The sequence below is a fragment of the Amaricoccus sp. genome (assembly GCF_047602525.1).
Taxonomy (GTDB): domain Bacteria; phylum Pseudomonadota; class Alphaproteobacteria; order Rhodobacterales; family Rhodobacteraceae; genus Amaricoccus.
Window position 1 is genome coordinate 2,985,096 of the sequence record NZ_JASGHB010000001.1, and the last position, 15,885, is coordinate 3,000,980.

17 protein-coding genes are annotated in these 15,885 nt (G+C 70.7%); 8 read left to right on the top strand and 9 right to left on the bottom strand.

Features of this window, described 5'->3' with window-relative positions; all coding sequences use genetic code 11:
* Positions 1 to 13: 13 nt before the first annotated feature.
* The 5 genes from QM699_RS15255 to rpmI form a co-directional block, all read right to left on the bottom strand.
* The gene (locus QM699_RS15255) at positions 14 to 559 is read right to left on the bottom strand and encodes a DedA family protein (protein WP_415011925.1); all 546 of its coding nucleotides are present in this window, start codon (positions 557 to 559) and stop codon (positions 14 to 16) included.
* An 89-nt stretch (positions 560 to 648) separates the two neighbouring features.
* The gene (locus tag QM699_RS15260) at positions 649 to 1,953 is read right to left on the bottom strand and encodes an NAD(P)-dependent oxidoreductase (RefSeq protein WP_415011926.1); all 1,305 of its coding nucleotides are present in this window, start codon (positions 1,951 to 1,953) and stop codon (positions 649 to 651) included.
* A gap of 85 nt (positions 1,954 to 2,038) precedes the next feature.
* Positions 2,039 to 2,389: a hypothetical protein gene (locus QM699_RS15265; RefSeq protein ID WP_415011927.1), complete on the bottom strand. Its 351-nt coding sequence runs from the start codon at positions 2,387 to 2,389 to the stop codon at positions 2,039 to 2,041.
* A gap of 348 nt (positions 2,390 to 2,737) precedes the next feature.
* Positions 2,738 to 3,100, bottom strand: a complete 363-nt coding sequence (gene rplT, locus QM699_RS15270) for a 50S ribosomal protein L20 (protein WP_415011928.1) — start codon at positions 3,098 to 3,100, stop codon at positions 2,738 to 2,740.
* 12 nt (positions 3,101 to 3,112) lie between these two features.
* Positions 3,113 to 3,313, bottom strand: a complete 201-nt coding sequence (gene rpmI, locus QM699_RS15275) for a 50S ribosomal protein L35 (protein ID WP_415011929.1) — start codon at positions 3,311 to 3,313, stop codon at positions 3,113 to 3,115.
* 211 nt (positions 3,314 to 3,524) lie between these two features.
* On the opposite strand from rpmI, the gene QM699_RS15280 reads away from it, so the two are divergent.
* Positions 3,525 to 3,800 (top strand): DUF3572 family protein, encoded by a 276-nt coding sequence (locus tag QM699_RS15280; RefSeq protein ID WP_415011930.1) that lies wholly within the window; start codon positions 3,525 to 3,527, stop codon positions 3,798 to 3,800.
* Positions 3,801 to 3,941: 141 nt separating this feature from the next.
* Entirely contained in the window at positions 3,942 to 4,655 is a 714-nt protein-coding gene (locus tag QM699_RS15285; protein WP_415011931.1) for an HAD family hydrolase, read from the top strand.
* Between the two features lies 1 nt (position 4,656).
* Here the strand turns inward: QM699_RS15285 and QM699_RS15290 are convergent, their stop codons facing one another.
* Both QM699_RS15290 and QM699_RS15295 read right to left on the bottom strand, forming a co-directional pair.
* On the bottom strand, positions 4,657 to 4,947 hold the full coding sequence (locus QM699_RS15290; protein ID WP_415011932.1) for a hypothetical protein: 291 nt from the start codon (positions 4,945 to 4,947) through the stop codon (positions 4,657 to 4,659).
* A gap of 89 nt (positions 4,948 to 5,036) precedes the next feature.
* The gene (locus QM699_RS15295; protein WP_415011933.1) at positions 5,037 to 5,324 is read right to left on the bottom strand and encodes a hypothetical protein; all 288 of its coding nucleotides are present in this window, start codon (positions 5,322 to 5,324) and stop codon (positions 5,037 to 5,039) included.
* Positions 5,325 to 5,576: 252 nt separating this feature from the next.
* Here QM699_RS15295 and QM699_RS15300 point away from each other — a divergent pair, with 252 nt between their 5' ends.
* Positions 5,577 to 6,311 (top strand): L,D-transpeptidase, encoded by a 735-nt coding sequence (locus tag QM699_RS15300; RefSeq protein WP_415011934.1) that lies wholly within the window; start codon positions 5,577 to 5,579, stop codon positions 6,309 to 6,311.
* Positions 6,312 to 6,333: 22 nt separating this feature from the next.
* On the opposite strand, the gene rhaI is transcribed toward QM699_RS15300, so the two are convergent.
* Together rhaI and QM699_RS15310 are read right to left on the bottom strand one after the other, a co-directional pair.
* A complete protein-coding gene (gene rhaI, locus QM699_RS15305) occupies positions 6,334 to 7,593 on the bottom strand; it encodes an L-rhamnose catabolism isomerase (RefSeq protein WP_415011935.1) in 1,260 nt (419 codons plus the stop codon).
* Positions 7,594 to 7,604: 11 nt separating this feature from the next.
* The gene (locus QM699_RS15310) at positions 7,605 to 9,707 is read right to left on the bottom strand and encodes a bifunctional rhamnulose-1-phosphate aldolase/short-chain dehydrogenase (RefSeq protein ID WP_415011936.1); all 2,103 of its coding nucleotides are present in this window, start codon (positions 9,705 to 9,707) and stop codon (positions 7,605 to 7,607) included.
* A gap of 209 nt (positions 9,708 to 9,916) precedes the next feature.
* Here QM699_RS15310 and rhaS point away from each other — a divergent pair, with 209 nt between their 5' ends.
* From rhaS to QM699_RS15335, 5 genes are read left to right on the top strand one after another with little or no spacing between them, the layout of a single operon-like run.
* On the top strand, positions 9,917 to 10,909 hold the full coding sequence (rhaS, locus tag QM699_RS15315; RefSeq protein ID WP_415011937.1) for a rhamnose ABC transporter substrate-binding protein: 993 nt from the start codon (positions 9,917 to 9,919) through the stop codon (positions 10,907 to 10,909).
* A 49-nt stretch (positions 10,910 to 10,958) separates the two neighbouring features.
* A complete protein-coding gene (locus tag QM699_RS15320) occupies positions 10,959 to 12,515 on the top strand; it encodes a sugar ABC transporter ATP-binding protein (RefSeq protein WP_415011938.1) in 1,557 nt (518 codons plus the stop codon).
* On the top strand, positions 12,512 to 13,477 hold the full coding sequence (locus tag QM699_RS15325) for an ABC transporter permease (RefSeq protein WP_415011939.1): 966 nt from the start codon (positions 12,512 to 12,514) through the stop codon (positions 13,475 to 13,477). Before QM699_RS15320 ends, QM699_RS15325 begins: the two co-directional genes overlap by 4 nt.
* Positions 13,474 to 14,469 (top strand): ABC transporter permease, encoded by a 996-nt coding sequence (locus QM699_RS15330; protein ID WP_415011940.1) that lies wholly within the window; start codon positions 13,474 to 13,476, stop codon positions 14,467 to 14,469. The genes QM699_RS15325 and QM699_RS15330 overlap by 4 nt, the downstream gene beginning before the upstream one ends.
* Positions 14,462 to 15,832 (top strand): FGGY-family carbohydrate kinase, encoded by a 1,371-nt coding sequence (locus tag QM699_RS15335; RefSeq protein WP_415011941.1) that lies wholly within the window; start codon positions 14,462 to 14,464, stop codon positions 15,830 to 15,832. The genes QM699_RS15330 and QM699_RS15335 overlap by 8 nt, the downstream gene beginning before the upstream one ends.
* Positions 15,833 to 15,885: the final 53 nt, after the last annotated feature.

The window sequence follows — 15,885 nt, forward strand, 5'->3', positions numbered from 1 at the left end:
TTCTCCTGCAGGATCAGGCGCCGCCGGTCAGGGTGCGCCAGAGGCTTCCGAGTAGCGCGCCGCCGATCTCGCCCGACTTCGGCGTCAGGTAGGCCCAGGCGAGGGCGCCGGGGACGTTGGCGAGCTGGAACGCGAGCAGGCGCATCGCCGAAGCGCCGGCGAGGATGAAGGCGACGGAGCGCAGCGGCCCGATGAAGTGCGCGGCGAGCACCGCCGGCGTGCCCCAGCGGGCGAACGCCGCGCGGCCGCGATCCACCAGCGCGGGGTCGCGGTTGAGCGGCCAGGCGGCGAACACCGCCGGCCCGAACCGGCGCCCGATCGCGAAGGACAGCGTCGAGCCGACGAGCGCCCCGGCGGATGCGCCGACCCAGATCGGCCAGAACTCGAGCGCGTCGGCCGCGATCAGCGTGCCGACCCCCGCAAGGATCACCGTCGAGGGGATGAACAGCGAGACGAAGGCCACCGTCTCGAGGAAGGCGAAGGCAAAGGCGAGCGCCCAGGCCCATTCGCGATGCGTGCTGACGAACTCGATGACGGACTGGACAAAACTCTCGAACACGCTCGACCCCTGCCGTGGCGCACGGAAGGGGAGATAAGCTCCGACCGCCGCCGGCACAATCGGCCCGCGCCCGACCGGAGCCGCTCCGCCTAGCGCCCCGCGAGCGTGGCATGGATGTCGAGCGCGGCGTCGCGGCCCTCCGCCACGGCCGTCACCGTCAGGTCGTCGCCGCCGGAGGCGCAGTCGCCGCCGGCCCACACGCCGGCGAGGCTGGTGCGGCCCGGGCCGGTGACGACGATCTTGCCGCCATCGAGCGCGATCTCGCCCGGCACGGCGCCGAGCGTCTGGCCGATGGCCGTCAGCACCTCGTCAGCGTGGATCGTGAAGCTCTCGCCGTCCGGCCGGGCGAACTCGACAAGCCCACCGCTGCCATTCAGCCTCAGTCCGACCGGCGTCGCCCCGGTGACGAGGCGCACGCCATTGGTGGCGGCCAGATCCTGTTCGTAGACGCTGGCCGACATGTGCTCCCGGCCGCGGCGATAGACGATCGTCACCTCGTCGGCGCCGAGCTTCTTCGCCTGCACGCCGGCATCGACCGCGGTCATGCCGCCGCCGATCACCACAACCCGCCGGCCGACCGGCACGGCGTCGAGATCGGCTGCCTGCCGCACCTCGGCGATGAACTCGACCGCCGGCCGTACCCGCGCGCCAGCGGCGGCAAGCCCGAGCGCCCGCACGCCGGTGAGGCCGATGCCGAGGAACACCGCGTCGAACGCCGCCCGCAACCCGTCGAGCGTCACCGTCTCGCCCAGCCGCTCGCCGGAGCGCAGCGTGATGCCGCCGATCCCGAGCAGCCACGCGACCTCTTCCTGGGCGAAGCCGTCGACGCTCTTGTACGCGGCGATGCCGAACTCGTTGAGGCCCCCGGGCTTCGGCCGCGCGTCGAGCAGCGTCACGTCGTGCCCGAGCATCGCCAGCCGGTGGGCGCAGGCGAGGCCAGCCGGTCCGGCGCCGACCACGGCCACCCGCCTGCCGGTGGGCGCGGCGCGTTGGAACGGCTGCGGCCGGGACAGCGCGGTATCGGTGGCGTGGCGCTGAAGCCGGCCGATCTCCACCGGCTTGCCCTCCGCGGCCTCGCGCACGCACGCCTCCTCGCACAGCGTCTCGGTCGGGCAGACCCGGGCGCACATGCCCCCGAGGATATTCTGGCCGAGGATCGTGCGCGCCGCCGCCTCCGGCTGGCCCGCCTGGATCTGCCGGATGAACAGCGGCACGTCGATCGAGGTCGGGCACGCCGCGGTGCAGGGCGCGTCGTAGCAGAAGTAACAGCGATCGGCCGCGACGAGCGCCTCGTGCGGCGTGAGGGGCGGCGCGATGTCGGCGAAGTTCTCCCCGAGGACCTGCGGGGACAGCCGTCCGGCGACGATGCCCGGCGTCTGCGGACTGGGTGCCATGGACCTCTCCAATTCGTCTCGGAGAAGGCTGGCACGCGGCCGTGCATTCCGCAATCGGGATCTTCGGCGGCCGGTGAACGCCGCCTCAGGGCAGCTCGATCCGCGTCACCTGCCCGGTGGTCGGACTGAAGTCGCAGGTGTAGGTGAACGCCGTCCACTGCCCGACCTGCGGCGCATACTGCCCGCCGCCCGTCACCTTGGTCTGCCCCCCGGCCGTCTCGGTCACGGACACCTGGTCCTCGAGCGCCTGCACCTCCACCGCATCGGGATGGCGCGCCTGTGCCGCGGCAAGCGCCGCCGCCTCGCAGGCCGCCAGCGCCTCGGCATCCCGGGCGCGCGAGGCCGGGGCCGGATCGGCGGCGGCACGGGCAAGCACCGGGCCCGAGGCGACGAGGCTCGCCGCGAGCAGAAAGGCGTTAACCAGCACAGCGGGCATCTCGGGACCTTCGTCTCAAAAGGCCGCAACGTCCCGGCCTCGGGCTGGTTCCCCTCGGCGGGTCCACGCTAGCCCCCACTGCGTCGAACTGGTGGAACCGTCATGCACAAGCACCTGATCGCCGCCGTCGGAGGCCGTCGCTCCGCTCGGCTGTACCTTCACCGAGGTCAGCAAGGAGACCGACAACCGCTTCGAGATCAACGACGCGAAGTGCACGGCCGGCCATCACGGCTTCAGGATCGACGGCACGTATCGCATCGTCCCGATGGACATCGACAACTGACGCCGGACACGAAAAGGCCCGCCCCTTTCGAGGGCGGGCCAAATTTTGGGCAACGTCGCGCGCGATCAGGCCAGCGCCGACTTCGCCTGGTCGACGATCGAGTTGAACGCCGCCGGCTCGTGAACGGCGAGATCGGCGAGGACCTTGCGGTCGACCTCGATCCCGGCCTTGGTCAGGCCGTCGATCAGGCGCGAGTAGGTCAACTCCACGTCATACTCGCGGACCGCGGCGTTGATCCGCTGGATCCAGAGCGCGCGGAAGTTCCGCTTGCGCACCTTGCGGTCGCGCGTCGCGTACTGCAGCGCCTTGTCGACGGCCTGCTTCGCGGTGCGGTAGTTGGTGGAGCGGGCGCCGTAGTAGCCGGCGGCCTGCTTGATGATCTTGCGGTGACGGGCGTGAGAGGTCACGCCACCCTTGACTCGGGACATCTCTCAGGCTCCTCAGCGGGCGTAGGGCATGTACGACTTCACGATCTTCTCGTCCGGTGCCGAGAGGGTCGTGGTGCCGCGGGCCTGGCGGATGAACTTGGTGGACCGCTTGATCATCCCGTGCCGCTTGCCGGCCTGGGCGGTGACGATGCGGCCGGTGGCCGTCACCTTGAAGCGCTTCTTGGCGCCCGACTTGGTCTTCATCTTGGGCATTTCGGGTCTCCTTCGCGAGCACGCGTTCAGACAGCGACTCGGCAGCCCTGATCGGCCGGCCGCTGCGGTTTGGAAGGCGGGCTTATAGGGGTGCACGCGCAGCGAGGCAAGGGGCTTGCGGGCCGGAACGGGATGCGGACGAAAGGAACTTCGCCCGGCCCGCCGAAGCCCCTAGAGTGCCGGCCCCGACCCCCGTGGAGATCGCTGCCGCATGCACACCGACAAGGCCGCCCGCGTGGCGGAGGACGCGCTCATCTTCCTCGCCGGCCGGCCGGAGCTGCTCGAGGCCTGCCTCGCCCAGAGCGGGCTCGACGCCGCCGACCTCCTCGCGCGCGGCCGCGAGCCCGAGCTGCTCGGCTTCCTCCTCGACTTCCTGTTGCAGTCCGACGCCTGGGTCGCGGACTTCGCCGCCGCGGCCGACCTGCGCCCGGAGGACGTGGCCCGCGCGCGGGCGGTGCTCGACGGCGGGACGCAGGACTGGACGTGACGCCCCGCCGGGGGGCCACCCGCCTTACGAGGCGCGAGAGAGTCGTCGCGCGGTCACGCGAAGGCGGGCGAGCGCACGGCCTTGCGCAGCGGCGTTGCTTCGTGGCAACCGGACGGGACCGCGCGCGAGGGAGCAGGCGAGATGACTGAGGCGGTCGACCCGCGCACGATCCGGGGGCTCGTCTTCGACAAGGACGGCACGCTCTTCGACTTCCATGCCACCTGGTCGGTCTGGGCGAGCGGCCTCATCGAAAAGCTGTGCCACGCCAGCCCGGGCGCGGCCGACGACCTCGCCGGGCGCCTCGGCTACGACCGCGCGGCGCGGCAGTTCCTGCCCGAAAGCGCGGTGATCGCCGGGACCATGGAGGTGGTGATCGACGCAATCCGCGCGACGCTGCCCGGGCTCGACGAGGCACCGCTTCGCCGGATGATCCTCGCCAGCACGGCCGCCGCCGACCAGATCGAGGTGACGCCGCTCCTGCCGCTGCTCGACCGGCTCATCGCCGGCGGGAAGACCCTCGGCCTTGCCACCAACGACAGCGAGGCGCCGGCCCGTGCCCACCTCGCGCGCGCCGGTGTGCTCGACCGCTTCACCTTCGTTGCGGGCTACGACAGCGGCCACGGCGCCAAGCCGGCGCCGGGCATGCTCACGGCGTTCTGCGCCGCCACCGGCCTCGCGCCCCGCGCCTGCGCGATGGTCGGCGACAGCATCCACGACCTCGAGAGCGGCCGCGCCGCCGGCATGACGGCGGTCGCGGTGCTGACCGGCGTCGCCACCCGCGCAGAGCTTGCGCCGCATGCCGACGTGGTCCTGCCTTCGGTTGGGGCCCTGCCCGAGTGGCTCGGGCTCGCGTGAGCTATTCCTGATCGAGCGCCGCCGCGGCGGCGTCCTCCAGCGGCCGGTCGGCGTCGTCGCCGCAGGCGTCCGCCACCTCGTCGGCCCAGTTCTCGGCCGCGTCCTGATCCGACGGGTCGATCTCGTCGCCGAGCGGCTGGACGGTGGCAAGTGCGGCGACCTGCGCGGCGAGGTCGAGCTTGCGGAACTCGCCGCAGGTCTTCACCCCCGGCCCGGTGTCGAGCGGCGCCAGCGTCTGCGCCCCGGCCGGTGCCCCGAGCACCAGCGCCAGCCCCAAGATGATCCGCCGCATGTCCGCCCTCCGAAAGCCCCGGGCCGACCTAAGCCGAAACCCGACCGGAGATCCACGGGGGAGTTCCGGCTGTTCGGAAGGGCGGCTCGCTAGCAGTCGGCCGGCGCCGTAGTCGTCCCTCCGAGGTCAAGCCCGGTCGCCGTCGGCGGCTGCCACGTTCGCGACTCCGCCACCGCGCCCTGACCGCTGGTGCCGATGTGCGAGCCGCCGGTGCCCCCGGTCCAGCCGGTATTGCCGGCGTTGCCCGGCGCCGAACCGTCGCTGCCCGGCTCCGGCAATGTCGCGGGCGCCGTCGGGCAGCCGGTGTCGCTGTCGGCCGCGACGGGTGGCGCGAGAGCGGTGAGGCTCGCTGCGAGCAGACTGATGCCCCTCCACATCCCGCAATCTCCTTCCTGACGTCGATCGAAACGGGTGGCAGGGCCGCGAGGTTCCTGCGCCATCGTCCGAAGGGAGAAGGCGCGCACAATTGTGGACAATTCGCGGCCGCGATAGACTGACGCACGTGAGGCCTTCAGCAAACCACAAGGGTTCGGGGCCTAACGGAGGCATGTCGAGCTGTTCTGGTCCGTCGCGGCGCTGAAGACGCCGGCGGGCGCGTTGCGTGATCGTTGTCTAGGAGTTGAGTCGACATGAACGCCAGATCCTGCGTCGCCCTGCTCGCCGCGGCGGTCGCGCTCGGGGCCTGTGCCGGCGTCCCCGCCACCGGCCCCACGCTGACCGAAGCTGCCGCGACGCCGCCCGCCCCCACTCCCGCCGCCGCGCCGGAGGCCGCGCGCGCCGCCACCCCGGCGCCGGCTGTCGTCGTGGAAAAGCCCGCGCCCGATCCGGCGCTCGTCGCGATGTACGCGTCGCGCAAGGACGGCGACAAGACGCTGCCCGCGATCGACGTCGCGGCGTTTCACCGCGAGCTGCTGCGCAACGAGGTCGACTATCAGACGACCGAGGCGCCGGGCACCGTCGTCGTCGATCCCAAGGGGCCGTTCCTCTATCTCGTCGAGGAGAACGGCAAGGCCATGCGCTACGGCATTGCCGTCGGACGCGAGGGCTTTGGCTGGAACGGCTCGGGGACCATTGCGCGACGGGCGAAGTGGCCGACGTGGACCCCGCCGCCGGAGATGATCGCCCGCGACCCGCACGTGCGGAAGTGGGCCGACGGCCAGCCCGGCGGCGTCACCAATCCGCTGGGCGCGCGCGCGCTTTACATCAACTTCGGCGGCTCGGACTCCGGCTATCGCATCCACGGCACAAACACGCCGAAGTCGATCGGCTGGGCGGCCTCCTCCGGGTGCTTCCGGATGCTGAACCAGGACGTGATCGACCTCTACGACCGGGTGAAGGTCGGCGCAAAGGTCGTCGTGCTGTAACCGCGCGCGGGCGGTGGCGGGGCTAGACGATCCCGCCGCTGCCCCCCGCCACCGCCGGCCGCTCCGCAGCGACCTTCGCGCGATAGCCGGAGCGACGGTAGGCGGCGACCGGGTCGATCTCCGCGCCCTTCTCCAGCCGCGCGAGAGCAAGGATCGGCTCCACATCCGTCCGGAACGCCGCCTTCAGCGTCTGCGCCGCCATCAGCGCGTCGTTCTCGTCCTGATACCCCGCCAGCGCCTGCCGATCGACCAGCGACGCCTGCAAGTAGGCGCGCTCGATCTCCATCGCGCTGGTCATCAGGCTCTCGATCGGATCGGTCACGTTGTGGCTCTGGTCGATCATGTGCGCGGGATGAAAGCCGTCGACCCGGCCCTCCGCATCCACCAGTTCGTTGAAGACCAGAAACAGCCGGAACGGATCGACCGACCCGGCGTCGAGATCGTCGTCGCCGTACTTCGAGTCGTTGAAGTGGAAGCCGCCCAGCTTGCCGAACTGGATCAGCCGCGCGACGATCATCTCGATGTTGACGTTCGGCGCGTGGTGCCCGAGGTCGACGAGGCAGAACGCCTTCGGCCCCAGCTCCTGCGCGATCAGGTAGTTGGTGCCCCAGTCCTGCACCACCGTCGAATAGAACGCCGGCTCGAACATCTTGTGCTCGGTGAAGAGCCGCCAGTCGTCGGGCAGGCCGGCATAGACCTGAGCCATCGCCTCGAGATAGCGCTCGAACTGCCGCGTGAAGCTGCTCTGCCCGGGGAAGTTCGAGCCGTCGCCGACCCACACGGTCAGCGCCTTCGACCCGATCGCCTCGCCGATCGCGATGCACTCCAGATTGTGCTCGACCGCCTGGGCCCGCACCTGCCGGTCGCTGTGCGACAACGAGCCGAACTTGTAGCTGAGCGGCTGGCCCGGAGCGTCGGAGAACGTGTTGGAATTCATCGCGTCGAAGCCGAGGCCCAGCTCCGCCGCCTTCTGGCGCAGCGCCGCGGGATCGGCCTTGTCCCACGGGATGTGCAGCGACACCGTGGGCGTCGCCCCGGTCAGCCGGGCGATCACGGCGCAATCGTCGAGCTTGTCGAAGATGTGCCGCGGCTCGCCCGCCCCCGGGAAACGGGCAAAGCGCGTGCCGCCGGTGCCGACGCCCCAGGACGGCACCGCGACGCCGAAGGCCGCCGCGCGCCGCTTCAGCGCCTCGATCTCCACGCCCCGCCGCGCCAGCCGCTCGCCCAGGGCCTCGTAGTCACGCCGCAGCTCGGCTTCGCCGCGGGTTTCCTGAACCGTCATCATCCCCTCCCTCAGCGCGTGAACGCCTGGACGTTGCCGGCGTCGACGTTGACGATGTTGCCGGTCGACTTCGACGAGGCGTCCGAGGCGAGGAAATACGCGGCCTCGGCGATGTCCTCGGGAAACACCGACCGCTTCAGCAGCGAGCGCTGGCGGTACATCTCTTCCAGCCCGTCCTTGTCGGTCTTGTAGGTGGCGGCGCGCTGCTCCAGCCACTCGCCCTCCCAGATCTTCGAGCCGCGCAGCACGGCGTCGGGGTTCACCACGTTCACCCGGATGCCGGCCTCCGCGCCCTCCAGCGCGAGGCAGCGTGCGAGGTGCAGCTCCGACGCCTTGGCGGTGCAATAGGCGGCGGCTCCCGGCGAGGCGGCGAGGCCGTTCTTCGAGCCGATGAACACCACCGACCCGCCGATGCCCTGCGCCCGGAACAGGACGAACGCGGCCCGCGAGACGAGGAAGTACCCCGTCGACAGGATCGCCATGTTCTTGTCCCAGAGCGCCAGCGTCGTCGCTTCGATCGGGGCCGACGAGGCGATGCCGGCATTGGAGACGAGGATGTCGATGCCGCCGAACCCCACGCTCGCGTCGGCGAAGGCCGCCGCCACCGCGTCCTCGGACGTGACGTTCATCTCCACCGCCTGCACCACGTCGGCGCTGTGACGCGCCGCCAGCGCCGCCCTGGTCTCGCCGAGCGCCGTCGCGTCGATGTCGGCGAGCACGACGCAGGCGCCCTCGCGCAGGTAGCGGTCGGCGATCGCCGCGCCGATGCCGCCGGCGCCGCCGGTGACGAGCGCGATGCGGCCCGCGAGGCTCTTCGGCTTCGGCATCCGCTGGAGCTTCGCCTCCTCCAGCAGCCAGTATTCGATGTCGAACGCCTCCTGCTCCGGCAGACCGCGGTACGCGCTGACCACCGAGGCGCCGCGCATGACGTTGATGGCGTTCACGTAGAACTCGCCCGAAATCCGCGCCGTCGCCTTGTCCCTGGCGAAGGTGAGCATCCCGACGCCCGGCACGAGATAGACCACCGCATTCGGATCCCGCAGCGCCGGGCTCGTCGGCCGCCTGCACCGCGCATAGTACGCCGCGTAGTCCGCCCGGTACGCCTCGACCGCCGCGGGCAGGCCCGCGAGCGTCGCGTCGACGTCCGGCGCGGCGGGGTCGAAGTCCACCACCAGCGGCCGGATCTTGGTGCGCAGGAAGTGGTCCGGGCAGCTGGTCCCGAGCGCGGCGAGCGGCGCCATGCCGGTCGCGTTGACGAACTCGAGCACCGCCGGCTGGTCGTCGAAATGCCCGACCATGCGCGCATCCTTCGACACCAGCCCGCGGATCACCGGCATCAGCCGCGCCGCCACCGCCCGCCGCTCGTCTGCCGGCAGCGACCCGACCCGCGCGCCGCCGAACGCCTGCACGCCGGCCGTCCGCGCGTCGAGCCAGTCGATCGCCCGGTTGATGACCGCGATCGTCGTCTCGTAGCAGCTCTTCGCGTCGTCTCCCCAGGTGAACAGCCCGTGGCTCTCGAGCACCACGCCCTTCGCCTGCGGATTCTCCCGGCAGAAGGTTTCGAGCCACAGCCCCAGCTCGAATCCCGGCCGCTTCCATGGCAGCCAGCCGATCTCGCCGCCGAAGACTTCGGCCGTCAGCGCCTTCGAATCCTTCGAGGCGGCGATGGCGATGATCGCGTCCGCGTGCATGTGGTCGACGTGGGCGCGCGGCACATAGGCGTGCAGCGGCGTGTCGATCGAGGCCGCCCGCGGGTTCAGGTTGAACGTGCAGTGCGGCAGCAGCCCGACCATCTCGTCCTCGAACGCGAGCCCGCGGTAGATGCCCTTCAGCGCCTGCAGCTTCTCCATGTAGAGCGTCGAGAAGCCGTCGAGCTTCATCGTGCCGACGTCGCCGCCCGACCCCTTCACCCACAGCACCTCCACCTCGGCGCCGGTCAGCGGATCGGTCTCCATCACCTTGGCCGAGGTGTTGCCGCCGCCGTAGTTGGTGATTCGCTTGTCGGCGCCCAGCAGGTTCGAGCGATAGAGCAGCCGCTCCGGCTCGGTCATCCCGGCAGCCTTCTCGTCGTCCCAATGGTTTGCGAGGTGCCTGTCGGCCTTGGCGTCGAGCATGAGGTCTCCTCCCCGGGTACGCCGATCCGCCCGGCGCTTTGACGCGAAAATTGCGCGCCAGGGGGCCAATGTCAATCACGTCCAATCATGCTGCAGTGCAGAACGATCACTGATGATCGAAGATGATTGACACACCGTTCGTGCCACGTCATCGTGAGCGAAATCGGACGAGCAGATCCAACAGACGACACCCCGGGAGGTCCTGACCAATGAAATTCGTGCAGACCCTGCTTGCCTCGGCCGCGCTGGCGACGGCGCTGATGGCTCCGGCGCACGCGGCCGACCAGAAGCGCATCGCGCTGGTGGTCAAGGCGCTCGGCATCGGCTTCTTCGAGGCCGCCGCGAAGGGCGCCCAGGAGGCGGCCAAGGAGCTCGGCGACGTCCAGATCATCTATACCGGCCCGACCGACACCACCGCCGAGGGCCAGATCGAGGTCATCAACTCGCTGATCGCCCAGAACGTCGACGCCATCGCCATCTCGGCGAACGACCCCGACGCGGTGGTCCCGGCGCTGAAGAAGGCGATGCAGCGCGGCATCACCGTCATTTCGTGGGACTCCGGCGTCGCCCCCGAAGGCCGCGAGATGCAGCTCAACCCGTCGTCGAGCCCGCTCATCGGCAACATGATCATCAAGCTCGCCGCCGACAACCTGCCCGACGGCGGCGACGTGGCGGTGCTGTCGGCCACCACCACCTCGACGAACCAGAACACCTGGATCGCCGAGATGAACAAGGTTCTGCCGAACTATCCCAAGATCAACGTGGTGGCGACGGTCTACGGCGACGACCTCGCCGACAAGTCCTATCGCGAGGCCCAGGGCCTGATGCAGACCTACCCGGACCTGAAGGCGATCATCGCCCCCACGTCGGTCGGCATCGTCGCCGCGGCGCAGGCGGTGGAGGACGCGGGCAAGATCGGGCAGGTGAACGTCACCGGCCTCGGCCTGCCGTCGGAAATGGCCGGGCACGTCGAGAGCGGCGCCTCGAAGTCGTTCGCGATCTGGAACCCGATCGACCTCGGCTATTCCGCGACGATGATCGCCTACAACCTCGCCACCAAGAAGGCCGAGGCGAAGCCCGGCGGCGAGATCCCGATGGGCCGCATGGGCACGGTGAAGCTCGACGACAAGACCGAAGGCGCGATGGCCGATCCGTTCGTCTACGACAAGTCGAACATCGAGCAGTTCAAGTCGATCTTCTGATCCTGCGGGCTCCCGGACCCGTCCGGGAGCCCTTGCCCAAGGGACCCCCATGCTCGTCAGCCCCGTCAGCGAAGCCCCCGCGCCCGCCGCGGCGCGGGCCGAGCCCGCCCTCGCCCCCGTGCTCGAGCTTCGCGGGATCGCCAAGAGCTTTCCCGGCGTCAAGGCGCTCGACGGCGTGCGCCTCGGCCTCTACCCGGGCCAAGTCACGGCGCTCGTCGGCGAGAACGGCGCCGGCAAGTCCACCATCGTCAAGATCCTCACCGGCATCTACCAGCCCGACGCGGGCGAGATCCTGCTCGACGGCAGCCCGGTCGCCTTTCCGACGCCGCACGCGGCCGCCGACGCCGGCGTCACCGCGATCCATCAGGAGACCGTGCTTTTCGACGACCTCACGGTGGCGGAGAACATCCTGCTCGGCCACGCGCCGCGCACCCGCCTCGGCCTCATCGACTGGGGCCGCCTGACGGCACGCGCCCGCGAGATGCTGGCCCGCGTCGGCGCCGAGATCGACCCGCGCGCCCGGCTGCGCGACCTCGGCATCGCCAGCAAGCACCTGGTCGCGGTCGCCCGCGCCCTCTCCATCGACGCCCGCGTCGTCATCATGGACGAGCCGACCGCCGCCCTGTCGCACAAGGAGATCGCCGAACTCTACGAGCTGATCGAGCGGCTGAAGGCCGAGGGCAAGGCGATCCTGTTCATCAGCCACAAGTTCGACGAGATCTTCCGCATCGCCGACCGCTACACCGTGTTCCGCGACGGCCGCTTCATCGGCGAGGGCGCGATGGCCGACGTGACCGAGGCCGGACTGGTGCGGATGATGGTCGGCCGCTCGATCGACGCGATCTTCCCCGAGCGCCGCCACGAGATCGGCGACGAGATCCTGCGCGTCGTCGGCTACAGCCATCCGACCGAGTTTGACTCGATCGGCTTCACCCTGAATCGCGGCGAGATCCTCGGCTTCTACGGGCTGGTCGGCGCCGGCCGCAGCGAGGTGATGCAGGCGCTGTTCGGCGTGACAAGGCCGTCGAAGGGCGCGGTGCGGATCGACGGGCAGATCGCCATCATCCGCTCCCCCGCCGAGGCGATCGCCCGCGGCATCGTCTACGTCCCCGAGGATCGCGGCGCACAGGGCGCCATCCGGGCGCTGCCGATCTTCCAGAACGTCACGCTGCCCTCGCTCCACCGCACCTCGCGGCGCGGCTTCCTGCGCCTCGCCGAGGAATTCCGGCTCGCCCGCGAGTACACCCGCCGCCTCGACCTGCGCGCCGCGGCGCTGGATCAGGAGGTGGGCCAGCTCTCGGGCGGCAACCAGCAGAAGGTGGTGATCGCCAAGTGGCTCGCCACCCGGCCCCGCGTCATCATCCTCGACGAGCCGACCAAGGGCATCGACATCGGCTCCAAGGCCGCGGTCCACGAGTTCATGGCCGAGCTGGCGGCGCAGGGCCTTGCCGTCATCATGGTCTCCTCGGAGATCCCGGAGATCCTCGGCATGTCGGACCGCGTGATCGTCATGCGCGAGGGCCGCATCGTCGGTGAATACCCCCGCATCGGCCTCGATCCGGAAAGCCTCGTCCGGGCGGCCGCCGGGATCGGAGAAAGCGCATGAAATCCCGCGAACTGCTCCTCGCCGCCATCATTGCCGGCCTCGTCGCGCTGATCGCCACGCGCTTTCCGGCCTTCGCGCGGCCGGCGAACCTCGCCAATGTGTTCAACGATACCGCGATCCTCATCGTGCTCGCCCTCGGGCAGATGGCGGTGATCCTGACCAAGTGCATCGACCTCTCGGTGGCCGCCAACCTCGCGCTCAACGGCATGGTGGTCGCCATGCTGAACGCCGCCCACCCCGGGATCCCGATTCCGGTGCTGATGCTCGTCGCCCTCGGGCTTGGCGCGGCGCTCGGCGCCGTCAACGGCCTGATGGTCTGGAAGCTCGACATCCCGCCGATCGTCGCCACACTCGGCACCCTGACGATCTATCGCGGCGCGATCTTCCTGCTGTCCGGCGGCGCCTGGGTGAATGCCCACGAGATGAGCCCGGCGTTCAAGGCGCTGCCGCGCGCCTCCCTCGCGGGGCTGCCGGTGCTGACGTGGATCGCCGTCGCCGCGGTCCTTGCCATGTGGCTCGTGCTGACCCGCACGCCGCTCGGCCGCGCCTTCTATGCCGTGGGCGGCAATCCGCACGCGGCGGTCTATACCGGCATCGACGTCGGCCGCACCCGCTGCGCCGCCTACATCCTGTCGGGCGCGCTGGCCGGCGTCTGCGGCTATCTCTGGGTCGCGCGCTACGCCGTCGCCTATGTCGACGTGGCCGGCGGGTTCGAGCTCGACGTCATCGCCGCCTGCGTCATCGGCGGCGTGTCGATCGCGGGCGGCATCGGCTCGGTCGCGGGGGCGATCCTCGGGGCGCTGTTCCTCGGCGTCATCAAGAATGCGCTGCCCGTCATCGACGTCTCGCCGTTCTGGCAACTCGCGATCTCCGGGTCGGCGATCATCGCGGCCGTCACGTTCAACGCCCGCGCCGAGCGCACCAGGGGCCGCGTCATCCTCAAGGCGGCGGAAGCAGTATGACCGACCTCCGGCACGTCCCCGACCGTCTCGACACCCGCGCAAGCCGCGTCCTAAAGAGCTGGGAGGCGCTGCTCCTCGCGCTCGCGGTGGCGATCTTCATCGCGAACGCGCTGGCCTCGCCGTACTTCCTCGATCCGTGGAACCTGTCGGACGCCACGTTCAACTTCACCGAGAAGGCGATGGTCGCCTTTCCGATGGCGCTGCTCATCATCGCGGGCGAGATCGACCTGTCGGTCGCCGCGATCATCGCGCTCGCCTCGACCGCGATGGGCTATGCGCTGCACCTCGGCGCCGGCACACCCGCGCTGGTCGTGATCGGCCTCGGCACCGGGCTCGCCTGCGGCGCGTTCAACGGCTTTCTCGTCACCCGGCTCGGGCTGCCGTCGATCGTCGCCACGATCGGCACCATGAGCCTGTTCCGCGGCATCGCCTTCATCGTGCTCGGCGACAAGGCGTATACCGGCTATCCGGCGGCGTTCTCCTGGTTCGGACAGGGCTACGTCGCCTGGGTCTTTTCCGTCGAGTTCGTGCTGTTCTGGCTGCTCGCCGCGGCCTTCGCCGTGCTCCTGCACCTGACGAGCTTCGGCCGCACGGTCTATGCCATCGGCAACAATCCCACGGCCTCGCTGTTCTCGGGCATCCGGGTGGCGCGGGTGAAGTTCCTGCTGTTCCTGACGACCGGCCTGCTGTCCGGGCTCGCCGCGGTCTGTCTCACCTCGCGGCTCGGCTCGACCCGGCCGTCGATCGCGCTCGGCTGGGAGCTGGAGATCGTTACCATGGTGGTGCTGGGCGGCGTTTCGATCCTCGGCGGCTCCGGCACGATCATCGGCGTCGTCATCGCCGCCTTCGTGCTCGGCATGGTGACGTTCGGCTTCGGCCTGCTCAACGTGCCGGGCATTGTGATGTCGATCTTCATCGGCTTCCTGCTCATCGCCGTGATCGCTCTGCCGAGGCTCGTCAGCCGCATCCGCGCCGGGCGGGCCCATGCCTGAGCGCATCCTCGTCATCGACATCGGCAAGACCAACGCCAAGGTCGCGGTGGTCGACGCCGGCAGTCTCGCCCAGATCGACTTCATCGCCCGGCCGAGCCGGGTACTGCCCGGGCCGCCCTATCCCCACGCGGATACGGACGGCATCTGGGCGTTCCTGCTCGACGCGCTCGGCGCCCTGCACGCCCGGCATGGCGCCGATGCCGTGTCGATCACCGCGCATGGCGCCACCGCCGCGCTGCTCGACGCCGACGGCCGGCTGGCGCTGCCGGTGCTCGACTACGAGCATCCCGGGCCGGACGCGCTCGCCGACGCCTACGACGCCGCCCGCCCGGCCTTTGCCGAGACCGGCACGCCAAAACTGCCCGGCGGCCTCGTGGTGGGCCGCCAGCTGTTCTGGCAGTTCGCCACCTTTCCGGCGGCGGCGCGCGCCACGCGGATCCTCATGTATCCGCAGTACTGGGCGCACCGGCTGACCGGCGTCGCCGCGTCGGAGGCGACCTCGCTCGGCTGCCACACAGACCTCTGGAACCCGGCCGCGCGGGATTTCTCGTCGCTCGTCGCGGCGCAGGGGTGGCGCCCGCTGTTTCCGGCCCTTCGCGCCGCCTCCGATTGCCTCGGCCCGATCACGCGGCAGGTCGCGGACGCCACCGGCCTCTCCCCCGCCACCCCGGTGTTCTGCGGCATCCACGACTCGAACGCCTCGCTGCTGCCGCACCTGCGCAGCCGGCGCGCGCCGTTCGCCGTCGTCTCCACCGGCACCTGGGTCGTGACCATGGCCGTCGGCGGCCGGGCGGTGCAGCTCGATCCCGGCCGCGACACCCTCGTCAACGTCAACGCCTTCGGCGACCCCGTCCCTTCCGCCCGCTTCATGGGCGGTCGGGAGTGGGAGCTGACGCGCCCCGAGCCCCTGCCCGACCCCGCAGCCGTCGGCGCATTGCTCGAGCGCGGGATCTTTCTCCTGCCCTCGGTCGTCGCCGGCTCCGGCCCGTTCCCGGACCGGCGCGCGCAGTGGATCGGCCCGGCGGATGCCACCCCGGCAGAGCGCACCGCCGCGCTGTCGCTCTATCTGGCGATGATGACCTCGACCTGCCTCGAGCTGATCGGCGCGGCGGGCCCGACCCTCGTGGAAGGCCCGTTCGCGCGAAATGCCCTCTACGTCGCGATGCTTGGCGCCGCGACCGGCCGTCCGGTCGTGCTGCCGGCCCCGGGCAGCACCGGCACCAGCCTCGGGGCCGCGCTCCTCGCGCTACCCGAACCGCCCGCGCCGCAGGAGACTGCCGCCGCGACGCCGGAACCCGACCCGGCGCTCGCCACCTATGCCGATCGCTGGCGCGCCCGCGCCGCCCGGCCGGTCGACGCCTGAGCACGCGCAACCGGAGACGCCGATGGCGCCCGGTCCTGCGTGCGGTGGAAACT